Below are 5,505 nucleotides of genomic sequence, written 5' to 3'. Positions count from 1 at the left end.
TGGTCGCCTACATGGAAAGCCGGTATGTCAAAACCGGGGATGAGACGTATCTAGACATGACAAAATTCTGGGGCAAGTTGTTTCTGATCAACTTTGCCGTGGGCGTTGTCACCGGCATCACCCTGGAGTTCCAGTTCGGCACCAACTGGTCGCGCTACTCCGCCTACGTGGGTGATGTCTTCGGGTCGCTTCTGGCCATTGAAGCGTCCGTGGCATTCTTCCTGGAATCCACCTTTATTGGCATCTGGATTTTTGGATGGAAAAAACTGTCCAAAAAAGCCCACGCCACGGTCATGTGGCTGGTAGCCGGCGCCGGCAACGTCTCGGCAATATGGATTCTTCTGGCCAACGGGTGGATGCAGCATCCGGTGGGATTTACCATCCGGGACGGCCGGGCGGAGCTGACCGACTTTCTGGCCGTGGTGACCAACCCATTCGGTCTGCTGGAGATTGCGCATACGATTCCCTCCGCCTTCCTTCTGGCCGCTTTTTTCATGATGGGAATCAGTGCCTGGCACCTGCTGAAAAAACAACACGTCGATTTTTTCACCCGCTCTTTCAATATCGGGTTGGTTGTGGGGTTGGTCTCCTCGATCGTGGTGGCCATCACCGGTGACATGCACGCCGTTCACGTCACCCAGACCCAGCCGGCCAAGCTGGCGGCCATGGAATCTCACTGGGAGACCCAGACCCGGGCCCCCATCGTCATGTTCGCCATTCCTGATGAGAAGAACGAACGCAACGCGATCGAGATCGGCCGCCTGTCCGGCGCCCTGAGCTTCTTGGGCCATCACGACGTCAATGCGGCGGTGACCGGACTGAAGGACATCCCCAAAGATGAACGGCCGCCGGTACTGCCGACATTTGTCTCCTTCCGAACAATGGTGGCTTTAGGAACCCTTTTTCCTCTGCTTACGATCATTGGCTTGTTTTTGAAAAACCGCTTGATTGAATCCCGCTGGTACCTGTGGGTCATGCTATTTGCCATCCCGCTGCCCTACCTGGCGATCGAGATGGGATGGGTGCTGGCCGAAGTGGGCCGCCAGCCCTGGATTGTCTATGGCCTGTTGAAAACCGCCAATGCAGCCTCACCGGTGGCGGCCTCCCAGGTAATGACCTCCCTGGTGGGTTTCATCCTGGTATATGGCCTGCTGGGGGCCGCCGGCTTTTACCTCATCGCCGATTTCGCCAAAAAAGGCCCTAAACCGGCCGCGGCAGACGCCGAATCGGCCAATGGCTGAACCATTTACCAATACAGACAAATCACAGGGGTTATAAATGGAACTACAAACTGTATGGTTTTTTATCTGGGGCCTGCTCTGGGCGGTCTTTTTCATGACGGACGGATTCGACCTGGGTATCGGCACGCTCTACCCCTTCCTGGGCAAATCGGAACGCGACAAGCACATGATGATCCACGCCATGGGGCCGCTGTGGGACGGCAACGAAGTATGGCTGCTCACCGCCGGTGGCGTCACCTTCGCTGCCTTTCCGTTGGTCTATGCGGTGATGTTCTCATCCCTCTACTCGGCGCTGATGCTGATTCTCTTCGCCCTGATCCTGCGCGGCGTCTCCTTTGAGTTCCGCAATAAAGTGGATAGTCCGGCATGGAAGCGGGTGTGGGACACCTGCATTTTCGTGGGCAGTTTTTTACCGGCACTGCTGTTTGGTGTGGCCTTTGGCAACATCTTCAAAGGCATCCCCTTCGACCAGGACGGCATCTACCTGGGAACCCTGTTCACCCTGCTCAATCCCTACGGCCTGCTGGGCGGCGTGTTGTTTCTGTGCCTTTTCCTGGTCCACGGCGCCCTGTGGCTCACCGTGCGTGCCGACGGCGATTTGGCCCAACGGGCCGAAAGCCTGGCCGGCAAGCTGTGGCCGATACTCGCCGGCGTGGCGGTCGTCTTTCTGGTGGCGAGTTACATCTTCACCCCGCTGTACAACAATTACCTGACCAGCCCGGTCCTCTTCCTGGTACCGGCCATCTCCGTTGCCGCCATCGTGGGAGTCAAGTACTTTCTGATGCAAAAAGCCTTTTTCAAGGCATGGCTGGCTTCAGCGGCCACCATCGTGTCGTGTACATTTTTCGGCGTTATCGGGCTGTTTCCCAATCTGTTCCCATCCAGCATCGATGCCGCCTACAGCCTGTCGGCCTATAACGCCTCGTCAAGCCCGTTGACCCTGAAGATCATGCTCATCGTGGTGCTGCTGTTCGTGCCCGTGGTACTGGCTTACCAGATCTATGCCTACAACCTGTTCAGCGTCAAGGTGACCGACGACGACCTGGCCCATGAAGAGATGTATTGATCGATCACAAGACAACCGCCGTTTCTGCCCGGCAGCTTACCGATCGGCGCGGCGGGCAAGCTTAAAGCACTCGAAAAAAGTCGCATTTCCAACGGCTTCGAAAAAAGCCCGAGATCAAGGCTTGCAAATCCTTAAGGAATGCGGCGTACTTGTTGTACGCCGCAATGACGAGGGATGAAGCCTAACGCAGATATCGGACTTTTTCCGAAGCCGCAACCTTAAACGGAGCCATACATGAACCGCCATATCTCTATGATCACCCTTGTCATCACCCTGATTCTCACCTTCTGTATGGCTGCAACCCATGCCGCCAACCAGGGGCCGGATCGCATCGACATTTACGGTGGTCGATCGGGCAAGGTGCCCTTTCCCCACGCCCAGCATCAAGACCGTATCAATGACTGCAACGTTTGCCACAGCGTCTTTCCCCAAGAAACCGAGGCCATCAGGAAGATGAAGGAGAAGGGAATGCTGAAGCCGAAAAAAGTGATGAACCTCCAGTGCATCAAGTGCCACAAGGAGGAAAAAAAGACGGGCAAACCCCATGGCCCGGTGACCTGTTCCACCTGCCATGTCAAATCGTAGACAACCATGCTGATATTAGGACTTCAGGGCAGCCCGCGCAAAGGCGGAAACACCGACACCCTTCTGGCATCCTTTCTGGAACGGGCCGGCGAGGCGGGCGCTGCCGTTAAAACCATCCAGGTGGCCCGGGCCGGCATTGTGCCATGCATCGGCTGTGGATACTGTGAAACCCACGGCACCTGCGTCATTGCCGATGATCCCATGTCAACGGAAGTATACGGCCTGCTGTGACAAGCAGATCTGGTGGTGGCCGCAACCCCGGTCTTTTTCTATGGCATCTCCGCCCAGCTCAAAGTCCTCATCGACCGCTGCCAGACCCTCTGGTCGCGAAAATACGTGTATAAACTGAAGGATCCGCTGTCGGCCACCCGAAAAGGACTGCTGCTCAGCGTCGCGGCGTCAAAAGGGCGCCAGCTGTTCGACGGCATCCACCTGACCACCCAGTACTTCTTCGATGCCATCGACGCCCAGTTCAGCCACGCGCTGACTTACCGGGGTGTTGAATCCAAGGGTGCGATCCGCCATCACGAGGGTCTGGCCGCGGACATTGACGAGACCATCCAGAAAACCGTCCTGCCCCTGGTCAAGCGCAAGCACGTACTCTTCATCTCACCGACAGGCGCCTGCCGGGCGCCCATGGCGGCGGCCATAGCCCAGGAGCGTTTCGGCGACGCCATCCGCACCGGATTCGCCGCCCCGCGACCGGCGCCCGAAATGTCAGCGCCGATGAGCCGGTTCATGCAGCGGGTCGGCGTGGACGTGGGCTACCGCATCCCGCAGACCTTTGAACAGGCCCTTTTCGGCACCACCCCCGATCTGACCGTAGCCATCGGCGATGGTGCCGATACCATACCGATTCCGGGCATAAAAACGGTGCAATGGTCCCTGCCTGAGCCGACTTTACCCGATGAGGACGCCATGAACCGCCTGCGCCGGGCGATTGAAGCCAAACTCGATGTGCTGATGCAATCGTTATAATGAACTGAAATAAAAAAAGGAGACAAGCATGGCCGAACCCCACGAAATGTACCAGTGTCAGACCGCAAGCTGCGGGTATATCTACAACCCCGACAAGGGAGACCGCAAGGGCAAGATCGCCAAGGGAACCTCCTTTGACGATCTTCCCGACGACTGGAAATGCCCCATCTGCGGCGCCGGGAAAAAGATGTTCAAACCTTTGGGATAGTCGCCGTAAATTTCAATTAGACACCACGAGACCCTTCATGGTAAGGAAAGGGATTCCTACTTCAACATGAACGCATCATGCATGATGGCATGTGTTACCATTAACGCTTAACTTTACGGAGGTAAAAATGGACAGGTATGTTTGCACACTCTGCGGCTATGTTTACGATCCCGAAGCGGGGGACCCTGACAACGGCGTGGCTCCCGGCACCAAATGGGCGGATGTGCCCGGGGACTGGGAATGCCCGGTCTGCGGAGCGGGTAAAGACGATTTCGAAAAAGAGGAGTAGTCCACCGCTTCTGGACGGAATCTACTCTTTTTCAACCACCGGCATCGGATGCCCTTTTTCTGCTCACGGGAAAAGGGCATTTCACTTATGGTTGACCGGCGAGTCAACAGAACCACCGGCTGATGGGGTCAGTCAATCCGATCTCGTCTGCCGGCATGGATCCACCCTACCGCCCAGGAGGGCGGGGGCTAACAGCAACAGGAATGATTATATGCGACCGACTAAAATTGCACACGGCGTCTATGATGTCGGCGTCATCGACTGGAACATCAGAGATTTTCACGGCTACTCCACCGACCGGGGAACCAGCTACAACGCCTATCTGGTCATGGACGAAAAGGTGGCCCTCATCGACACGGTGAAGGCACCTTTTGCCGACCAGCTGATCGGCAACATCTCCCAGATTATCGATCCCAAAAAGATCGACGTGGTGGTCAGCAACCACACCGAAATGGACCACTCGGGTGCGCTGCCGCAGGTCATGCACCGGGTGGGAACAGACAAGCCGCTGTATTGTTCCAAGATGGGAGCCAAAAACCTGGCCAGCCATTTTTCCAACGCCTGGAACTATCACCCGGTCGAAGAGGGCGAAGCACTCTCCCTGGGCCAGCGCACCCTCACTTTCATGGAAACGCGCATGATCCACTGGCCGGACAGCATGTTTACCTACCTGAAGGAGGATCACATCCTCTTTTCCAGTGACGGGTTCGGTCAGCATTACGCCGGGTTCGACAAATTCGACGACCAGGCCGCCACAGACCTCATGGAGCAGGCCAAAAAATACTATGCCAACATCCTTTTGCTCTATGCGCCCCGCATTTTGAAGCTGATGGAGAAGGTGGCGGCGTCGGGGATTCAGATCGACATGATTTGCCCGGACCATGGCGTCGTCTGGCGCAAAAATCCCGGCAAGATCCTTGACGCCTACCTGAGATGGAGCCGGCAGGAGCAGGAGAAGAAGGCGGTGGTGGTCTATGACACGATGTGGAACAGCACGGACCTCATGGCTCGGGCGATTGCCGAGGGCCTTGCCCAGGGCGGCGCGGCCGTCTCCATGATGCCGCTCCGGGGATCCCACCGCAGCGATGTGATCACACAGATTCTCGATGCGGGGGCGTTGATCGTCGGCTCCCCGACG

At 57.0% G+C, this 5,505-nt stretch carries 6 protein-coding genes and 1 pseudogene; all 7 read left to right on the top strand.

Annotation, left to right across the window (positions count from 1 at the left end; translation table 11 throughout):
- Positions 1-1,241, top strand: a 1,241-nt coding sequence (locus ABYV26_RS19660; RefSeq protein WP_372683057.1) for a cytochrome ubiquinol oxidase subunit I, incomplete at its 5' end; no start/stop codon positions are given.
- A gap of 37 nt (positions 1,242-1,278) precedes the next feature.
- Complete coding sequence (gene cydB / locus ABYV26_RS19655) at positions 1,279-2,307, top strand: cytochrome d ubiquinol oxidase subunit II (RefSeq protein WP_372683056.1); 1,029 nt, start codon at positions 1,279-1,281, stop codon at positions 2,305-2,307.
- Between the two features lie 234 nt (positions 2,308-2,541).
- A complete protein-coding gene (locus tag ABYV26_RS19650) occupies positions 2,542-2,892 on the top strand; it encodes a cytochrome c3 family protein (RefSeq protein ID WP_372683055.1) in 351 nt (116 codons plus the stop codon).
- Between the two features lie 6 nt (positions 2,893-2,898).
- Positions 2,899-3,870: pseudogene (locus ABYV26_RS19645) on the top strand (NAD(P)H-dependent oxidoreductase).
- Between the two features lie 28 nt (positions 3,871-3,898).
- The gene (locus ABYV26_RS19640) at positions 3,899-4,078 is read left to right on the top strand and encodes a rubredoxin (RefSeq protein WP_372683054.1); all 180 of its coding nucleotides are present in this window, start codon (positions 3,899-3,901) and stop codon (positions 4,076-4,078) included.
- 127 nt (positions 4,079-4,205) lie between these two features.
- Positions 4,206-4,367: a rubredoxin gene (gene rd / locus ABYV26_RS19635; RefSeq protein ID WP_372683053.1), complete on the top strand. Its 162-nt coding sequence runs from the start codon at positions 4,206-4,208 to the stop codon at positions 4,365-4,367.
- A gap of 211 nt (positions 4,368-4,578) precedes the next feature.
- Positions 4,579-5,505, top strand: a 927-nt coding sequence (locus ABYV26_RS19630) for an FprA family A-type flavoprotein (RefSeq protein WP_372683052.1), incomplete at its 3' end; no start/stop codon positions are given.

Source organism: Desulfosarcina sp., from assembly GCF_041551955.1.
Taxonomy (GTDB): Bacteria; Desulfobacterota; Desulfobacteria; order Desulfobacterales; family Desulfosarcinaceae; genus Desulfosarcina.
Note: the sequence above shows the minus strand (reverse complement) of the source record. Positions and strands in the feature narration are given on the sequence as shown.